Raw genomic sequence first — 16,806 nt, 5'->3', positions numbered from 1 at the left:
GCCCGAGCCTGTTCGGCAATCCGTTTCTGGTCAGCATTCATGGTCGGGAGAAGGCCGTCGAGCTGCACCGGCGCTGGCTCGAGGGCAGCATGTCCCCCGAGGAGATGAGGGCGTTGAGTGCCGCGGACCACCTGCCGGACGCACCCTCCCTCGGCGAGCTGCGCCGCATGGTGCTGGACAGGCTTCAGGAACTGCGAGGCCACGACCTTGCCTGCTGGTGCCGCCTCGACCAGCCCTGCCATGCCGAGGTGCTGCTGGAACTCGCGAATTCGTAAGGGACCGTATGCAGACCTCACGGCGGGGCAGACGGCGCTCGCCGGTCAGGTGATAGAGCTTGACCAGCGCCAGCTCGTTCTCCTCGTGCCCACAATAGCCGTGCTGCTGACGCGGCTCCGGTCCGAACAGGCGGGCGATCAGGTCGACCTGGCGCAGCACGATGTCGAGCAGGTTGCGTTTGCCAGTCGCGCGATGGTGAACGACAGCCACCTCGATCATATGGCCGCAGCAATAGAGCGCGTGCCAGTCGCGGAGGTTGGTCCACTTCCTCGCGGGCTCGCGGCGCTGGAAGAAGCTGTTGAAGTAGCCGTCTGGCTCCTGCGCCGCCTCCCGGCCGAAGGCTTAGCTCCAGGTGCCCGAGGACCCGACTCGACGGACAGGGCCGCGTGCAAGAGAGGCTTCCTATCGAAGCAGGGAGACTGCAACGGAAAACCTTTTCCTGAGAGCTCTATGAGCCCCCGATTGCACCCGGGCAAACGTCGATCTTCTCAGTCCAGCCAACGGGTCCTAGACTGTTCGAATCTGCAGTTTTGAATTTTCGCAGGAAGGCGCCGCGACCGATGAGCAGGGACAATTGGGGTTGGCGCGGCCGCATCGGCCTGTTCATCGTCGGCGGCGAGGTCGTACCCGAGGCGGAATGGTGGGCGATGGCGCCGCCGGACGTCTCGATCCATGCCGCGCGCGTGACGGCGCGGGCGCCGTGGGCGCGTTGGCGCGCCGACAGGTCGGGTGTCGATCTCGAGGATGATCTGGTGCGCGGCTGCCGGCAGTTCGCCACCATGCGCCTGGCGGCGGTGGTGATCGGCCACAGCTCGAGCAGCCTGGTCGGTGGCAAGGGCTGGGACGAGGCGACGATTGCCGGCCTGCGGGGCGAACTCGGCCCGGACGGCGTCGTGACCACCAACGGCCTCGATACGCAGGCGGCGCTCAGCGCCAGCGGCATCAAGAGGCCGTTCCTGGTCCTGCCGCCCTGGTTCAACGACGAGCTGGTCGCTGCCGGCGTTCGCTACTATGCCGACCATGGCTTCAAGACCGCCGGCCATCTGCGCTACGACCCGGGCCGCAAGTGGCGAGATCTGGCGCCAGGCGACCTCACGCGTGAAGGCATGCACCTCGAGCAGGAGCTGGAGCCGCTTTTCGCTCAGATCAGGCGAGCGTGTCCGCCGGAGGCCGACGGCGTGCTGATTGCGGGCACCGGCTTTCGCTGCGTCGGCATTCTCGAGGCGCTCGAGCAGGATTTGAAGCGACCGGCGATCTCGGCCAACCAGGCGAGCCTGTGGCATGCCATGCGGTCGGCGTCGATCCAGGCGCAGGTATCCGGCTACGGTAGCCTGTTGAGGCTGTGATCATGCTCTTCCGGACCGCGAGCGTCCCGCTCGCTATTCGGCATGAGCGAGCGGGACGCTCGCGGTCCGGAAGAGCATGAGCTATCGTCGTCGCGGACCTTCCAGATGACGACAGGATCACCACAGCGCCGCGTCGAGATCGGTGTCGATATCGGCGGCACGTTCACCGATGTCGTGTGCCGCGAGGCCGGCGGTGCGTTGCATGTCATCAAGGTTCCGACGACCCGGGGCGATCCCAGCGCCGCCGTCCTGCAGTCGATCGGCGAACTCGCCAGGCGCTGGGGCATCCGGCCGAACGAGGTCCGGCGGTTCGCGCACGGCACGACGGTGGCGACCAATGCCGTGCTGGAACGCAAGGGCGCCCGCATCGGCCTGCTCACCACCGCGGGCTTCCGCGACGTCCTCGAGATCGGGCGTCAGCTGCGCAGCGAGGTCTATCGCATCGTGCTCGATCCGGAGGCGCCGGCTTTCCTCGCCCCGCGCCGTCTTCGCAAGGAGATTCCCGAGCGCGTCGATGCGTCGGGTGCAATCCTGATGCCGCTCGACGAAGCAGCCGTGCTTGCCGCCGCCGACCAGCTGGTCGAGGCAGGAGTCGAAGCGATCGCCATCGCCTTCCTGTTCTCGTTCCGCAACCCGGTTCACGAGCAGCGCGCCGCCGCGCTGATCCGCGCCCGCCATCCGGGCCTGATGCTGTCGCTGTCACACGAGGTCGATCCTGCGTTCCGCGAGTACGAGCGCACCGTGGTCACTGCCTTCGATGCCTACCTGAAACCGCGCGTCGACCGCTACCTGGCGCGCCTCGAGGAGGGATTGGCGCAAGCCGGCATCGCGGCGCCGCTGCAGGTGATGCAGTCGCGCGGCGGTCTCGCCACCGCCGAGGTTGCGCGCCAGCGGCCGGTGCGCCTGTTCCTGTCCGGCCCCGCCGCCGGCGTGATCGGCGGCCAGATCGTCGGCGCCTCCGCCGCGTCGGACGACCTGATCACCATCGATGTCGGCGGCACCTCGGCCGACATCGCCCTGATCAGCCGGCGCAAGCCGATGCTGAAGTCGGAAGGGGTGATCGCGGGCCATACCGTGCGTGTCGCCATGGTCGACGTGACGACGCTTGGCGCCGGCGGCGGCAGCATCGCGCATCTCGATGCGTCGGGCGGCCTGCGCGTCGGGCCGCAATCGGCCGGCTCGGAGCCGGGCCCGGCCTGCTACGGCCGCGGCGGCGCGGAGGCGACGGTGACCGATGCGTCGGTCGTGCTGGGCTATCTCGACCCGGGCTTCTTCGCCGGCGGCCGGCTCGGCCTCGAGCCCGGGAAAGCCGTGGCGGCGATCGACGCCAGGGTCGCCAAGCCGCTCGGCATGACCACGGCGCAAGCCGCGCTCGGCATCCATCGCGTGCTGAACGCGCAGATGGCCGAAGGCATCCGGCTGGTGTCGGTGCGCCAGGGCATCGATCCGCGACGCTACGCCCTGGTGCCGCTGGGCGGTGCCGGCGGCCTGCATGCCACCGCCCTGGCGCGCGAGCTCGGCATCAGCCGGATCATCGTGCCGCGCCTGCCCGGCGTTCTGTCGGCGGCGGGGCTGCTCGCCGCGCCGATCGAGCACGAAGTGACCGCCGAGTTCGCCACGCCGCTCGCCAGCCTCGACCGTGCCGCGCTGCGCGACAGGCTGCGCGAAATCGACCAGCGCGCGGCGGCGCTGATGGCGGCCGAGAAGGTCGATGCCGGCCAGGTCTCGATCAGCTACTTCGCCGACGTCTGCTACATTGGCCAGTCGTACAATCTCGAGATTCCCTTCGACGCCGACGACTCCGATCCAGCGATGCGGATCTATCGCGACTTCCTCGAAGCGCACGACCGCATCTATGGTCACAGCGTCGAAATTCCGGCCAGGATCGTCGGCGTGCGCACCGTGCATCGTGCCGGCGGCAGCGACACTCTGGCCGAGATGCGCTTCGCCGCTTCGGGCCGTCCGGCGGTCCTCGGGCAGCGCGACATCCTGGTGGCCGGCGAGTCGCGGTTCACCAGCGCAACGGTCTATGATCGCGACGCGCTGGCGGAAGGGTTTGCGTTCGCCGGCCCGGCGATCGTCCAGCAGGCCGACACGACCACCCTGGTCGAGCCAGGCTGGTCGGGCGTGGTCGACGCGGCGGGCAATCTGATCCTCACCCGCGTGCAGGAGGAGAAAAGCGCATGAGCAGGAATGGCGGGCGCTCGGGGCTCGATCCGGTCACCGTCGAGGTGGTGCGCCACAAGCTCGAAGGTATTGCCAACGAGATGCAGCAGACGCTGCTGCGCTCCTCCTTCTCACCGATCGTCAAGGAAGGGCTCGATGCGTCGTCGTGCCTGTTCACCATCCGCGGCGAGACGCTCGCCCAGGCGACGGCGGTGCCGATCCATCTCGCCACCCTGATTCCGATCATCGCCAAGATGCTGGAGGTCTTCCCGCTGGCGACGATGAAACCGGGTGATGTCTATTGCATGAACGATCCCTATCTCGGAGGCACGCATCTGCCGGACGTCGCCCTGGTGCAGCCGGTATTCTTCAACGACCGGCCAATCGCGATCTCCGCCACCATGACGCATCACCAGGACATGGGCGGCATGTCGGCCGGATCGATTCCGACCAACGCCACCGAAATCTTCCAGGAAGGCCTGCGCCTGCCGCCGCTCAAGTTCCGCGATGCCGGCAAGTACAATGAGACTCTGGTTGCCATCATCCGCCAGAACGTACGCATTCCCGACGCGGTGATGGGCGATCTCAACGCTCAGCTCGCCGCCTGCAATGTCGGCGCGCGACGCATCGCCCAGCTCGCGGGCGAGCTCGGCGACAACCAGGCGCTGGCGATCTTCGACGAGCTGCTCGACCGCTCCGAGGTGTTGACGCGCGCCGCGCTCAAGACGATCCCCGCCGGCACCTACCGCTATGTCGACTACAGCGACAATGACGGCATCGAGCTCGACCGACCGATCCGCTTCGAGGTCGCGGTGACGGTGAAGGACGGCGCCTTCCATTGCGATTTCACGGGCTCCTCGCCGCAGGTGCGCGGGCCGTTCAACTGCGTGCCGTCGGGCTCGCTTGCAGCGGCTTGCTATGCGGTGCGTGCGGTCACCGACCCGACGATTCCGACCAATGCCGGCTGCTTCCGCCCGATCACGCTCGAGCTGCCGAAAGGCAGCATCGTCAATCCGATCGAGCCGGCGCCGGTCAATGCGCGAACGGCGACGATCAAGCGGATCACCGGCTGCATTCTGGGCGCCCTCAAGGAGGTGCTGCCCGAGCGCGTGCCGGCCGACAGCTCGGGCGAGCTGGTGGTCCTGGCGTTCGGTGGGAAACATGCCGGCGGTACGCCGTTCGTCACCGGCGAGCTGATCGCCGGCGGCAGCGGCGCCGGCGTGCATTCCGATGGCGTCGACGTCATCGAGACCGACGTCACCAATTGCATGAACCTGCCGGTCGAGGCGATGGAGATGGAGTCGCCCATCCGCGTGCATCGCGTGGCGCTACGTCAGGATTCCGGCGGCCCTGGCCGGCAGCGCGGCGGCCTGGGCGTCGTCAAGGAGTACGAGATCCTCGACGGCGAGATCTCGTTCACCTATCGCGGTGAACGGCATTTCTATGCGCCGCGTGGGGCGCAGGGCGGCGGCGACGGCGCCAAGGCGCGCGCCATCATCCACCGTGCCGACGGCAAGGAAGAGGTCATCGCCTCCAAGGCGATGGCCCGGCTGCAGCGCGGCGATCGCGTCATCGTCGAGACGGCGGGCGGCGGCGGAAACGGCGTCCCCGCGGCGCGCGACGCGGCCGCCTTGGTGCTCGACCTCGCCGACGGCAAGGTGAGCGCGGCCAGGGCCGAGAGCGATTACCGACGCGCGTGACGTCGTGGCGCTAGGGATGGAACGAATTTTGATGGAGACTTCATGCTCTTCCGGACCGCGAGCGTCCCGCTCGCTCATGAATCCATGAGCGAGCGGGACGCTCGCGGTCCGGAAGAAGCCTGAGTAAGCCATCGACGAGTCGATTCCCATGAGCAAGCGTCACTTTCATCTCGCCTGGTTCCTGTCGCAGGGTTACGGGCCCAAGACCTGGCGGTCCGACTGGCCGGGCAGCGACGTGTCGCGCTGGATGATGCCCGACCTGTTCGTCGATCTGGCGCGGGCGATGGACCGCGCCTGCTTCGACTACGTGATCATCGAGGATTCGTCGAACGTGCCCTATACCTACCAGGGCTCGCACGACACCTATCTCAAGTACGCCGCCAGCACACCCAAGCTCGATCCCGCCGTGCTGGTCCCCTACCTCGCACAAGCGACCAGTCATCTCGGCCTGGTGCCGACACTCTCGGTAAGCGAGTATCCGCCCTATCTGCTGGCGCGGCTGGTCAACACCCTCGACCATGTGACGGAAGGGCGGATCGGCTGGAATTGCGTCACCGGCAGCAACGACGGCGCGGCGCAGAACTACGGCCATGAGAAGCATCGGCCGCACGACGAGCGCTACGATGTCGCCGACGAGTTCGCCGATCTGGTGACCAAGCTATGGGAGGCGTGGGAGCCCGACGCCGTCGTGCTCGATCGCGAGAACCAGATCTTCGCCGATGGCAGCAAGGTTCACGCGGTCAACCACGAGGGCAAGTACTTCAAGTGCCGCGGCCCGATCAATGCGCCACGCTAGCCGCAGGGCCGCGTGCCGATCTGCCAGGCCGGCGGCTCGCCGCGCGGCAAGAAGTTCGCGGCGCGCTGGGCCGACACGATCATCACCGAGGGCGGCGGCAGCGTCGAGACCATGAAGGCCTATCGCGAGGAAGTGCGCCGCCAGGCCGTCGCATTCGGCCGCAATCCCGACGACATCAAGGTGCTGTTCCTCGCCCACCCGATCGTCGACACCACCATAGAGGCGGCGCGTGAGCGCCAGCGACTCGAGGAGGAACAGGCGCTGAAGCACATCGACATGCAGCTCTCGAGCATGTCGCGCCTGACCGGCATCGACTTCGCCCGGTTCGATCTCGACCAGCCGCTGCCCGAGCTCACCACCAACGGCCACCAGTCGGCGCTCGCCAAGTGGATCGGCAAGACGCCGCGCGCGCTGGTGCAAAGCTACGCGCGCAAGGACGGCATCAGCTTCACCGGCACCAGCGACCACGTCGCCGGCATGATGCAGGAGATCATGGAGGAAGTGGGTGGCGACGGCTTCCTGATCTTCAACGGCTACTTCGACCGGCGCTACATCATGGAAGTCTGCGAGGGCCTGGTGCCCGAGCTGCAGCGCCGCGGCGTCACCCGCAAGGCCTACGCCCACAAGCATCTGCGAGACAATTTGCTGGAGTTTTAGATTGCTCTTCTCCTCCCAGCGAAGCTGGGGAGGAACGTGAACTAGCACCGCAAAAATTCCTTGGCATTGCCGTACAGCCATTTCTCGATGACCTTGTTCTTGAGCGGCAGCTTCTCGTACAGCGCCACGCTTTGTGGAATGGTTAGCCCGAAGGAGTCCTTGGAGAAGCCGACCATGATCTTGTCCTGCAGCAGCGTGTTGCCGAACTGCATGAACATCTCCCAGCCGGATCCGGGCACACCGAAATACTGCGGGTGATGTGAGGCGGTGTCGCAATAGAGGTTGGGATGGCGGCGCATCAGGCCGACAAGGTCGGCGACCCAGGGCCAGCCACTCAGGCCCGCGACGATGCGCAGCTCGGGGAAGTCCATGGCGATCTGGTCGAGATGGCGCGGATGGCCGAGATCGTAGGGCCGGTCGTTGGCGTAGTTCATGGTCGAGTAGATGCGCACCGGCACGTCGAGCTCGACGCACTTGGCATAGAGCGGATAGTAGCGCCGGTCGCTGGCCGCCAGGTTGTTGTAGAGGGCGGCGACGCGCAGGCCGTTCAGCTTGCGCTCCCTGATCAGATGCTCGAACTCGCGCACGCCGCGCATGCCGTCGAACGGGCTGATCGTGGCCAGCGCGAAGAATCGGTCGGGGTACTCCGCGACGACGTCGGCCAGCACGTGATTGTCGATGCGGCCGATCACCGAGACCTCGGCGCCCTCGCGGTCGAGCTCCTCGACGAACTGCTTCATCGACTGGCCGGCCGGCGGCCTCCTGTCGGCCTCGCTCCCGGCGGGCGCCCCCACGCGCTTGCGGAAGATGTTCTGATAGTTGGCGAAGCCGTAGCCGGGACGGGGCTCCAGCAACTCGGGGTCGCCGTAGCCGACCCGATGGGATGCCTGCTCGTGATACTGCCGCGGTTTGCCCTGTTCGTCCGGCGGCAATAGACACTCCAGATCGATGACTTTCCTGACCACGCTTCGTCCCCCGGCATAGAAGATCCCGCGCTTGGGATGATTACCGTTTAGCATCCCGGGCGCCGGGGGCGGGCACCTTTCGTCTGCGACGCCCCGCAGACCTCAGCGCAGGGCCAGGAGAAACAGCCCCGGCGCCAGCATTTGCACACGTTGATGGCAAACGGCGGTGTCGCTCGGTGCGCCCTGCCTGGGGTCGGCCTGGGACCCGGTGGACGCGAGGATCACGGCAAGCACCAACCCGTAGACGGCGACGATCAGCCATTCCGCATGATCGACGCGCAAGGCGAAGCGCGAGGGCGGCGAGCAGGGGCGCGGCACGCCCGTATCGGCCAGGAACGCCATGCCGACCGCCACGCAAGAAGGATGCCAGTCACCCGGCCGGAGGCCGGTTGCCCCTGAACCGGGCGCCATGGATAGTGACCCGGCGACGCGCGAGGTCATGAGCCATGCCGACGGTGCGGCGCGGCAAGCGATCGCCAAGACGAAGACCGGCGCGGCCCCGCGCTGACGGCACGGTCAAAAGCAACAAGGACGAGGAGGAAGAAACATGCAGGGCGTTGTGTTTACCGGCGATCGAACCGTCGAGATCATGTCGTTCCCGGATCCGACTCCGGGACCTGGCGAGGTCGTGCTCGAGATGAAGGCCTCCGGCATGTGCGGCTCCGACCTGCACCAGTATCGCCGGCCCAAGGTCGGTACCCGGCCGGCCTCGGGCGTGCCGGCGAGTGCCGAGCCGGTGATTGCCGGGCATGAGCCGTGCGGTGTCGTGGTGGCGGTCGGCCCGGGCGTGTCGGCGGCCGAGGCGCGGGTCGGCGACCGCATGATGGTGCATCACTACCAGGGTTGCGCGCAGTGCAGCCATTGCCGCTCGGGCTGGCAGCAGCTCTGCCAGGAGGTGCCCATCAAGGTCTACGGCAACAACGCTCACGGCGGTCATGCCAAATACCTGAAGGTGCCGGCCAACACGATGGTGCGCCTGCACGACGCGCTGAGCTTCAGCGCCGGGGCGGCGATCTCCTGCGGCTCGGGCACCGCCTATGGCGCCTTGCGGCGCATGAACCTGTCGGGCCGTGACACCATCGCGATCTTTGGCCAGGGACCGGTCGGCCTTGCCGCCACCCAGTTCGCCAGGGCGATGGGTGCGCGCGTGATCGCCCTCGACGTCAACCCGCAGCGCCTCGCGCGCGCCCGCGAGTTCGGCGCCGACGACGTGGTCAACCCCGGTTCGAACGACCCGGTGCAGGCGATCAAGGATTTGACGCACGGAAAGTTCGCCGACCTGACGCTCGACACGTCGAGCAGCAAGGAGGGGCGGAGCGCGGCCATCCGCAGTACCAAGGTGTGGGGCACCATGTGCTTCGTCGGCGAAGGGGGCGAGGTGACGATCGACGTCAGCCCGCAGCTGCTGCGCCGCCAGCTGACCCTGATCGCGTCGTGGACCTTCTCGACCGTCATCCAGGCCGACTGCGCCGAGTTCTGCGTCGACCGCAAGATCGACGTCGACCGGCTGTTCACTCATCGCTGGTCGCTCGACCAGGCGGAGCAGGCGTACACCCTGTTCGACAAGCAGGCAGACGGGAAGGGTGTGTTCCTGATCTGAGCTGAGGCGAGATCATGAGGATTCTGCGCTGGGTGCCGGGCGTGAAGATGCTGGCCCAGTACAAGGCGTCATACCTGCCGCACGACCTCGCGGCGGGTCTTACCCTCGGCGCGGTGATGGTGCCGGTCGGCCTGGCCTATGGCGAGATGGCCGGGCTGCCGCTCGCCGGCCTGTACGGCAGCATGCTGCCGCTGCTCGCCTACGCGCTGTTTGGCAGTTCGCGCCAGATCGTCGTCGGGCCCGACACGGCGATGGCGGCGCTGGTCGCCGTCGTCCTGGTGCCGATGGCGCCGAACGATCCGGCGCGGCTGATGATGCTCGCCGCCGACCTCGGCGTGATGGTGGGCGCGCTGTGCCTGATCGCGGGCGTGCTGGGTCTGGGATTCGTCGCCAATTTTCTCTCCAAGCCAGTGATCGTGGGCTTCATGCATGGCCTTGCCGTGGTCATCATCGTCGCCCAGCTGCCCAGGGTGCTGGGCGTGAAATCCGAAGGCCAGACCACGCTCGACCAAGCGGTCAATCTCCTGCCGCGGCTCGCCGACACAAACCCGGTCAGCCTGGCGATTGGCGCTGTCACCTTCGCCTTGATCCTGCTCTGCCGCCGCTATGCGCCGCGCATTCCCGGCGCGGTCGTCGCCCTCGTGGCAGGCGGGCTGGCGGTGGTTCTCTTCGGCCTCGACAGGCATGGCGTGGCCATCGTCGGCCGGGATCCGACCGGACTTCCCGAGCTGGCGCTGCCGCCCTTCAGGCTCGCCGATTTCGATGACCTCCTGCCCGTGGCGTTGGTTGCCGCCCTGCTGTCGTTTTCCGACACGGTGGTGACGGCACGCGCCTTCGCGGCGCGCAATGGCTATCGCATCGACGCCAACCAGGAGCTGCTCGGCATCGGCATGTCGAACCTGGCGTCGGGGCTCAGCCAGGGCCTGCCGATCAGTGCCAGCGATTCGCGCACTGCTGTCTCGGAAGCCGCCGGCGGGCGCACCCAGGTGACCTCGATTGTCGCCGCCCTGGTCGTCGCCGCGGTGATGGTGTGGGCGGCCGGCCTGCTCCATTACCTGCCATCCGCGGTGCTGGGCGGCATTCTGATCGCCTCTGCCTGGAGCCTGTGCGATTTCGCCGAGTTCGCCCGCCTGTGGCGGTTTCGCGGCATCAGCCTCGCTGCGGCGCTGGTGACGCTGGCCGGCGTGATTACCCTGGGCGTGCTCGAAGGCATCCTGATCGGCGTCGTGTTTGCGATCGTCCTGCTGTTGCGCGCGCTCGCTTTTCCGCCGGATGCCACGCTCGGCCGAGCACCCGACGGCAACTGGCACGACACGGCCCATCGCCCTGATGCCGTGCCGGTTCCGGGGTTGCTGGTCTATCGCTTCTCCGCGCCGTTGTTCTTTGCCAACTGCGCCCTGTTTCGCGACCGCATCGAGGCCCTGATCGAGGCGTCGGCCCAGCCAATCACCGGCGTGGTGATCGATGGGGCGGCGATCCACGATGTCGACCTGTCCGGCTGCGAGACGTTGGGCGAGCTCGACAGGGAACTCGGCGAACGTGGCATCCGGCTCGTCTTCGGCAATCTGCGCGACCGCGTGAAGCGAGACATCGGGCGGGGCTTGCCAACCGTGACGGGCGGCGACGATCCGTCCTATCCGACCGTCGCCGCCGCCGCCGCAGCCCTTCTACGCCGGTGACGTTCTTCTGAGGGCCTGAGGAAGGGTCCCTCGCGGCGTTCTGGATGACGGATTCTGTCATCGCAATCGCTCACGGGCCCGACGGCGTCGTGCCTGGCCGTCTGACAGCGGTCATGCATGGCGCCCCCTGCACTTTGTTCATCTGCACGAGCTGAGCGGACGGCTTTTCGCCTGCTCTGTGCTACTTGACGCTAAACTAACTGACTGGTAAGTAATAACTATGAAACGAACCACCAAGCAGCGTCGCGCGCCCGCCGAACGGCCAGGCGAGATCCTGAGCGCCGCGCTGGCGCTGTTCGTGGAGAAGGGCTTCGCCGCCACTCGGCTCGACGACGTGGCGGAGCGGGCGGGGCTCAGCAAGGCGGCGATCTATCTCTATTTCGACGACAAGACGGCGCTGCTGCGGGGCGTGATCCGACAGACCGTCAGCGCCAACATCGGCACGGTCGAAGCGCTGGCGAAGGCGCACCGCGGGCCAATCGGGGCTTTGCTTCCCGCCATTCTTGACTTCATGGCGAGCCGACTCGAGGAGACGCCGATGGCCTCGATCGCCAAGCTGGTGATCGCCGAGTCGCGCGCCTTCCCGGAGATCGGCCGCTTCTACCTGACGGAGGTGATCGGCCGCGGTGTGCCACTGCTCGAGGGCCTGATTGCGCGGGGCATTGCTACGGGTGAATTCCGCCAAGTCGATCCAGGCTTCACCGTCCGCTCGCTGGTCTCGCCCATGCTGCTCGCGATGCTGTGGAAGACGGTGTTCGAGCCGCTCGGCGGCGAGAAGCTCGACGTCCGCGGTCTCGCGCGCCATCACGCCGACCTGATGCTGCACGCGCTGCGGCCGGTTGCGGACCCGCGAACATGAAGCGCCCGCCCGCCCGAGCGATCGTCGCGGTCCTGGTCGTGCTGTTGGCCGGCACGGTTTACGTAACGCGCGAGCAGTGGCAACCGCTGCTCGGGCTGTCGCCCGACGACAATCGATACCTTGGCTACGTCGAGGGCGAGACCAGCCTGATCGCGCCGCCCAGCGCCGGCCGGCTGATCGAGCGTCCGGTCAATCGCGGCGATCGGGTGAAGAAGGGCGACCGGCTGTTCGTCATCGATCCCGTCGTCGCCAAGGCCGAGGTGGCGCGCAGCGAGGCCGCGCTCGCCGAGGCCAAGGCGCGCTTCGAGAACCTGCTCACCGGCAAGCGGCAGGAGGAGCTCGATGTGATTCGCAGCCAGCAGCGCGAGACAGAGGCGGCACTGGTCATGGCGGAGACCGAGCTCAAGCGGCAGTCCGATCTGGTGGCGCGTGGCTACGGCACGCGCCAGGCATACGAGCAGGCCGAATCGCAGGCGCGCCAGCTGCGCTCGCGGCTGGCCTCGCTCTCCGCCCAGGAAAAGGTCGCCAACCTCGCTGCCCGTCCGGACGAGATCGACGCCGCCAAGGCGTTGATCGTGCAGAGCCAGGCCAACCTCGACCAGGCGCGCAAGAAGCTCGAGGATTTAATGCCGGTCGCGCCGGAGGATGCGCTGATCGAGAACACCTTCTTCAATGTCGGCGAATGGGTGCCGGCCGGCACACCCGTCCTGTCGCTGCTGCCGCCGCAACGCGTCAAGCTGCGCTTCTTCGTGCCGGAGGAGGACATCGCCAGAGCGAAGCCCGGCGACAAGGTGGGCTTCACCTGCGATACCTGCCCGGCCGGCCTCATGGCCAGCATCATCTACATCTCGCCGCGCGCCGAGTTCACGCCGCCGGTGATCTACTCGCAAAGTGCCCGTACCAAGCTCGTGTTCCTGGTCGAGGCGCAACCGGATTCATCTTCGACGGCGCTGCCTCCCGGCCTGCCGGTGAGTGTCGCTCCGCTGGTGAAGTGAGGCAGCCATGGCGCTCGCCATCGACGTCCACGACCTGGTCAAGCGCTTCGGCCCGCGCACCGTGGTCGACCACGTCAACCTGCAGATAGAGCAGGGCCGCATCTGCGGCTTTCTCGGTCCCAACGGCTCGGGCAAGACGACGACGCTGCGCATGATCTGCGGCCTGCTGACGCCGGACGGCGGCGGTGGCTCCTGCCTCGGCCACGACCTGGTGCGCGAGCGCGACGCCATTAAGCGCCAGGCGGGCTACATGACCCAGCGCTTCGGCCTCTACGAGGACCTCAGCATCCGCGAGAACCTCGAGTTCGTCGGCCGCGTCTATGGCCTCGACCGGCTGGGCGAGCGCATCGACAGGTCGCTCGATCAACTCGGCCTGGCGACGCGCCAGGGCCAGCTTGCCGGCTCGCTGTCCGGCGGCTGGAAGCAGCGGCTCGCGCTCGCCGCCTGCGTGCTGCACGAGCCCAAGCTCCTGCTGCTCGACGAGCCGACCGCCGGTGTCGATCCCAAGGCACGGCGCGCCTTCTGGGACGAGATCCATGCCTATGCCGCACAGGGCATCACCGTGCTCGTATCGACGCACTACATGGACGAAGCCGAGCGCTGTCACGAGATTGCCTACATCGCTTATGGCAAGCTGATGGCGCGCGGTACCGCCGACGAGGTGATTGCCGCATCGGGGTTGTCCTCGTTCATCGCCACCGGCGTCGGCGCCGACCGGCTGGCGCACGAGCTGCGCGACAAGCCCGGCGTCACGGCCGCCGCCGCCTTCGGCACCACGCTGCACGTCTCCGGCCCCGACCGCGACGCACTGCTCGCCGCCATCGCGCCGTTCCGGACCGACCATCTCGTCTGGATCGAAGCAAAGCCCACCCTCGAGGACGTCTTCATCCACCTGATGGGGCAGGCGACCGACAATGCGGTGGCGGCATGACCGGCAACTTCTGGCGACGCCTGATGGCGATCATCATCAAGGAGGTTCAGCAGCTCCGGCGTGACCGGCTGACCTTTGCCATGATGTTCGGCGTGCCGATCATGCAGCTGCTTCTGTTCGGCTACGCCATCGACACCGACCCGCATCACCTGCCGACTGCCGTCATCGCGGCGGATGACAGCACGGTCACGCGCACGGTGATCGCGACACTGCAGAGCACGGGCTACATGACCGTCACCCACCGGCCGGCTTCGGAGACGGAGGGGAGCAAGCTGCTGCAGAGCGGTGAGGTGCAATTCGTCGTCACCATTCCGTCCGACTTCACGCGCCGGCTGGTGCGCGGCGAGCGGGCGCAGATCCTGATCGACGCCGATGCGACTGACCCTCTGGCCGCCGCCAATCCGCTGGCGGCCGTGCAGCCCGCCCTCGATCAGGCGCTCGCCCGCGATCTGGTCGGTCCGCTGGCCGGGCTGAGGAGCAAGCCGGGCGGAATCGAGATCGTCATCCAGCGCCGCTACAACCCGGAAGGCAAGGCGCGGCTCAACATCGTGCCCGGTCTGCTGGCGGTCATCCTGACCATGACCATGGTGATGATGACGGCGCTCGCGGTGACCCGCGAGCGCGAGCGCGGCACTATGGAGAACCTGCTGGCCATGCCGGTTCGGCCGATCGAGGTCATGATCGGCAAGATCCTGCCCTACGTCGCCATTGGTGCGGTGCAGGTGATCGTCATCCTGGTGGTATCGCGTGCCCTGTTCGACGTCGCGATCGACGGCGATCCCGGGCTGCTGGGACTCGGCACGGCCCTGTTCATCACCGTCAACCTGGCGATCGGCTTCACCATCTCGACCGTGACGCAGAACCAGCTGCAGGCCATGCAGGCGTCGGTCTTCACCCTGCTGCCCTCGATCCTGCTGTCGGGCTTCATGTTCCCCTTCCGTGGCATGCCGCAATGGGCGCAGTGGCTGGGCGAAGCCCTACCGGCCACGCACTTCATGCGCATCGTGCGCGGCGTCATGCTGAAAGGCGCGGATGTTTCCGACGTCGTCACCGAGCTCGCGGCCCTGCTCCTGATGCTGGTCGCCGTCTCGGCGCTCGCCATCAGCCGCTACCGGGTCACGCTCGACTAGAGCGGCGATTTTCTGGATCGAAGCGCGAGCTTTCTGACGTGCTCCTGGCGATGAGATCCTTCGCTGCGCTCAGGATGACAGCAAGGATACCCGGCCTGCCCCCGCAAGAACCGATCATGCTGTAGCTTGGCACACTGCTTGCTGCCATAAGCGGCAAGGGCAACTACGGCTGGGAGGAGCCTGCGGTGCGAGGCAAGGTGTCGTTCATTCAGGCGGAGCCTTACGCCTTCGAGCTCGTGCCGGCGCGCTCGGCCCTGCTGATCATCGACATGCAGCGCGACTTCCTCGAGCCCGGCGGCTTTGGCGAGATGCTGGGCAACGATGTCTCGCAGCTGCGCCGCACGATCGAGCCCAACCGCCGCCTGCTGGCCGCGTGGCGCGCCGCGGGCCTCATGGTGATGCACACCCGCGAGGGCCATCGGCCCGACCTCAGCGATCTGCCGCCGTCGAAGAAGGTACGCGGGCGCGGCGCGACGACGATCGGCGACAGCGGCCCGATGGGACGCATCCTGGTGCGCGGCGAGGCCGGCCACGATATCATTCCCGAGCTCTACCCGGCACCGGGCGAGCCGGTGATCGACAAGCCGGGCAAGGGTGCCTTCTACGCCACCGACATCCATTCGATCCTGCAGCACCGCGCCATCAGCCAGCTGGTCGTGACCGGCGTCACGACCGAGGTCTGCGTCCATACCACCGTGCGGGAGGCCAACGACCGCGGTTACGACTGTCTGATCCCCGAGGACTGTGTCGGCTCGTATTTCCCCGAGTTCCAGGAAATGGGCCTCAGGATGATCAAGGCCCAGGGCGGAATCTTCGGCTGGGTGACGTGCTCGGCCGAGATCATCACGGCCATCGGCTGAGGCTGATCGCGCGTCAGGCCATCGTGCCCTTCTTTCGCCAGAAGCGGTAGAGCGCAGGGACGTCGCCATAGAACAGGTTTCTGTCGGCGTGGGTGACGCCGGCGACGGCTCGTGGCGTGCTGCCGTAGGCGGCATGGCTCGGGTCCTCGTCGGCGACGTATTGCCAGAGCTTCCAGCCCATGTTCGACCAGGCGTAGGGCACTTCCGGCTCCTCGCGATAGTCGGCCAGCCAGAGGTCGCAGCGCGCCAGGATCGATTGCGGGGTGATCGCTGCTTCCAGTCGAAGGCCGCGACGGCCGTATTTCTCGCCGTTGGCCCAGCGCGGATGCGTGTAGACCAGCGGCAGGCGCCCGGTCATCTGGTGGATCGTTCGCACGAACGCCTCGGCTTGGCCGAGCCGCATCGTGTTGCGTGGATTGGCATCGTTCGGCTCGACATCGAGAGCCATGACCGTGGACGGGCCCGGCCTGCAGGCCGACAGGAAGGCCCTGGCTTGCTCCTCGCCGGAATACTGGCGGGTGCCGAAATGGTAACCACCCCACAGCAGGCCGGCTGCCTCCGCCTGCAGGCGCCGCGTGGGATAGGACGGATCGAACCAGTCACCGCCTTCGCTGACCTTGTGGATGACGGCGAGGATGTTGCTCCGCTGGACCGCGGCGAAATCCGTGACCGTCACGTTGTGGCTGATGTCGATGACAGCATCGAGGCCGACAGCAGTCGGATGCGTGGGTGACGCCTGGAAGCTCAGGGCTTGCGTACCCTGCTGCTGCCTACTGCCGCATCCGGCCAGGGTGGGCGCCACTGTGGCGAGCAGCCCGCCAATTGCGCCTCTACGGGAGATCATTC

14 protein-coding genes and 2 pseudogenes are annotated in these 16,806 nt (G+C 67.3%); 12 read left to right on the top strand and 4 right to left on the bottom strand.

Annotated elements, in window-relative coordinates:
- Positions 1-275 (top strand): DUF4326 domain-containing protein (locus AB7O82_RS04780; RefSeq protein WP_428618735.1); only part of this gene is annotated, 275 nt, incomplete at its 5' end.
- 43 nt (positions 276-318) lie between these two features.
- Here the strand turns inward: AB7O82_RS04780 and AB7O82_RS04775 are convergent.
- A pseudogene (locus AB7O82_RS04775) lies at positions 319-594 on the bottom strand (beta-L-arabinofuranosidase domain-containing protein); the annotation flags it as partial.
- 242 nt (positions 595-836) lie between these two features.
- Between AB7O82_RS04775 and AB7O82_RS04770 the strand changes: the two are divergent.
- The 4 genes and pseudogenes from AB7O82_RS04770 (at position 837) to AB7O82_RS04755 (ending at position 6,941) form a co-directional block, all read left to right on the top strand.
- Positions 837-1,622, top strand: a complete 786-nt coding sequence (locus AB7O82_RS04770; protein WP_428618733.1) for a maleate cis-trans isomerase family protein — start codon at positions 837-839, stop codon at positions 1,620-1,622.
- 105 nt (positions 1,623-1,727) lie between these two features.
- Positions 1,728-3,809 (top strand): hydantoinase/oxoprolinase family protein, encoded by a 2,082-nt coding sequence (locus AB7O82_RS04765; protein ID WP_428548944.1) that lies wholly within the window; start codon positions 1,728-1,730, stop codon positions 3,807-3,809.
- On the top strand, positions 3,806-5,488 hold the full coding sequence (locus tag AB7O82_RS04760; RefSeq protein ID WP_428548947.1) for a hydantoinase B/oxoprolinase family protein: 1,683 nt from the start codon (positions 3,806-3,808) through the stop codon (positions 5,486-5,488). The genes AB7O82_RS04765 and AB7O82_RS04760 overlap by 4 nt, the downstream gene beginning before the upstream one ends.
- A 148-nt stretch (positions 5,489-5,636) precedes the next feature.
- Positions 5,637-6,941: pseudogene (locus AB7O82_RS04755) on the top strand (NtaA/DmoA family FMN-dependent monooxygenase).
- Positions 6,942-6,982: 41 nt separating this feature from the next.
- On the opposite strand, the gene AB7O82_RS04750 reads toward AB7O82_RS04755, so the two are convergent.
- Positions 6,983-7,906: an amidohydrolase family protein gene (locus AB7O82_RS04750; RefSeq protein WP_428548950.1), complete on the bottom strand. Its 924-nt coding sequence runs from the start codon at positions 7,904-7,906 to the stop codon at positions 6,983-6,985.
- A gap of 102 nt (positions 7,907-8,008) precedes the next feature.
- Positions 8,009-8,248 carry a hypothetical protein gene (locus AB7O82_RS04745; RefSeq protein ID WP_428548953.1) on the bottom strand — a complete coding sequence of 80 codons (240 nt, stop codon included), beginning with the start codon at positions 8,246-8,248 and terminating at the stop codon, positions 8,009-8,011.
- Between the two features lie 205 nt (positions 8,249-8,453).
- Here AB7O82_RS04745 and AB7O82_RS04740 point away from each other — a divergent pair, with 205 nt between their 5' ends.
- The 7 genes from AB7O82_RS04740 to AB7O82_RS04710 all read left to right on the top strand — a co-directional run bounded on the left by AB7O82_RS04740 (position 8,454) and on the right by AB7O82_RS04710 (position 15,960).
- Positions 8,454-9,506 (top strand): zinc-dependent alcohol dehydrogenase family protein, encoded by a 1,053-nt coding sequence (locus AB7O82_RS04740; RefSeq protein ID WP_428548956.1) that lies wholly within the window; start codon positions 8,454-8,456, stop codon positions 9,504-9,506.
- 14 nt (positions 9,507-9,520) lie between these two features.
- A complete protein-coding gene (locus tag AB7O82_RS04735) occupies positions 9,521-11,185 on the top strand; it encodes a SulP family inorganic anion transporter (RefSeq protein WP_428548958.1) in 1,665 nt (554 codons plus the stop codon).
- A 220-nt stretch (positions 11,186-11,405) separates the two neighbouring features.
- Positions 11,406-12,044 carry a TetR family transcriptional regulator gene (locus AB7O82_RS04730; RefSeq protein WP_428548960.1) on the top strand — a complete coding sequence of 213 codons (639 nt, stop codon included), beginning with the start codon at positions 11,406-11,408 and terminating at the stop codon, positions 12,042-12,044.
- Entirely contained in the window at positions 12,041-13,039 is a 999-nt protein-coding gene (locus AB7O82_RS04725) for an HlyD family secretion protein (RefSeq protein WP_428548963.1), read from the top strand. The genes AB7O82_RS04730 and AB7O82_RS04725 overlap by 4 nt, the downstream gene beginning before the upstream one ends.
- 7 nt (positions 13,040-13,046) lie before the next feature.
- Positions 13,047-13,970 carry an ABC transporter ATP-binding protein gene (locus AB7O82_RS04720; RefSeq protein WP_428548966.1) on the top strand — a complete coding sequence of 308 codons (924 nt, stop codon included), beginning with the start codon at positions 13,047-13,049 and terminating at the stop codon, positions 13,968-13,970.
- Positions 13,967-15,100, top strand: a complete 1,134-nt coding sequence (locus AB7O82_RS04715) for an ABC transporter permease (RefSeq protein WP_428548969.1) — start codon at positions 13,967-13,969, stop codon at positions 15,098-15,100. Before AB7O82_RS04720 ends, AB7O82_RS04715 begins: the two co-directional genes overlap by 4 nt.
- Before the next feature lie 185 nt (positions 15,101-15,285).
- On the top strand, positions 15,286-15,960 hold the full coding sequence (locus AB7O82_RS04710) for a cysteine hydrolase family protein (RefSeq protein ID WP_428547335.1): 675 nt from the start codon (positions 15,286-15,288) through the stop codon (positions 15,958-15,960).
- A gap of 13 nt (positions 15,961-15,973) precedes the next feature.
- Here AB7O82_RS04710 and AB7O82_RS04705 read toward each other — a convergent pair whose 3' ends face one another.
- A complete protein-coding gene (locus tag AB7O82_RS04705) occupies positions 15,974-16,804 on the bottom strand; it encodes a glycoside hydrolase family 25 protein (protein WP_428547338.1) in 831 nt (276 codons plus the stop codon).
- Positions 16,805-16,806 lie beyond the last annotated feature (2 nt).

Source organism: Reyranella sp. (assembly GCF_050185545.1).
GTDB lineage: Bacteria > Pseudomonadota > Alphaproteobacteria > Reyranellales > Reyranellaceae > Reyranella.
This window is presented reverse-complemented; position numbering and strand designations above follow the sequence as displayed.

Coding starts and splice junctions, on each gene's coding strand:
- AB7O82_RS04740 (WP_428548956.1), top strand. CDS start 8,454: ATGCAGGGCGTTGTGTTTACCGGCGATCGAACCGTCGAGATCATGTCG.
- AB7O82_RS04705 (WP_428547338.1), bottom strand. CDS start 16,804: ATGATCTCCCGTAGAGGCGCAATTGGCGGGCTGCTCGCCACAGTGGCG.
- AB7O82_RS04760 (WP_428548947.1), top strand. CDS start 3,806: ATGAGCAGGAATGGCGGGCGCTCGGGGCTCGATCCGGTCACCGTCGAG.
- AB7O82_RS04730 (WP_428548960.1), top strand. CDS start 11,406: ATGAAACGAACCACCAAGCAGCGTCGCGCGCCCGCCGAACGGCCAGGC.
- AB7O82_RS04770 (WP_428618733.1), top strand. CDS start 837: ATGAGCAGGGACAATTGGGGTTGGCGCGGCCGCATCGGCCTGTTCATC.
- AB7O82_RS04735 (WP_428548958.1), top strand. CDS start 9,521: ATGAGGATTCTGCGCTGGGTGCCGGGCGTGAAGATGCTGGCCCAGTAC.
- AB7O82_RS04715 (WP_428548969.1), top strand. CDS start 13,967: ATGACCGGCAACTTCTGGCGACGCCTGATGGCGATCATCATCAAGGAG.
- AB7O82_RS04745 (WP_428548953.1), bottom strand. CDS start 8,248: ATGGCGTTCCTGGCCGATACGGGCGTGCCGCGCCCCTGCTCGCCGCCC.
- AB7O82_RS04725 (WP_428548963.1), top strand. CDS start 12,041: ATGAAGCGCCCGCCCGCCCGAGCGATCGTCGCGGTCCTGGTCGTGCTG.
- AB7O82_RS04720 (WP_428548966.1), top strand. CDS start 13,047: ATGGCGCTCGCCATCGACGTCCACGACCTGGTCAAGCGCTTCGGCCCG.
- AB7O82_RS04765 (WP_428548944.1), top strand. CDS start 1,728: ATGACGACAGGATCACCACAGCGCCGCGTCGAGATCGGTGTCGATATC.